This is a genomic window from Streptococcus suis (assembly GCF_002964045.1).
Taxonomy (GTDB): domain Bacteria; phylum Bacillota; class Bacilli; order Lactobacillales; family Streptococcaceae; genus Streptococcus; species Streptococcus suis_U.
On the sequence record NZ_POPB01000065.1, the window covers coordinates 1 to 268 of the forward strand.

At 48.1% G+C, this 268-nt stretch carries 1 pseudogene; it reads right to left on the reverse strand.

Going from position 1 to position 268, the window contains the following annotated elements:
- Positions 1–268 (reverse strand): annotated as a pseudogene (locus C1E99_RS00290) (glycerol-3-phosphate dehydrogenase); the annotation flags it as partial.

The following is a 268-nucleotide window of genomic DNA, read 5'->3' on the forward strand; positions in this document are numbered from 1 at the left end:
CAAATCACGGACGTTAGTCTCTTCTGCATGACTTGGCCCTGAAACCACGACGATTTCAGAACGGAGTTCAGCAGGAATTTCTTCCTCCAGTACCTCAGACAAGCGCTTGTGACTATCAGGCTCTAAGCCTTTTGAAGCGTGCATGACAACTACCTTGTGTTTGAGAGCTTGTGCGACTTGCTTGGCAACGAGACGTGTTACCTTGGTTGGTACAACGAAAAGAACCGCGTCAACACCGTCCAAGGCTTCAGTCAAATCCTTATATCCT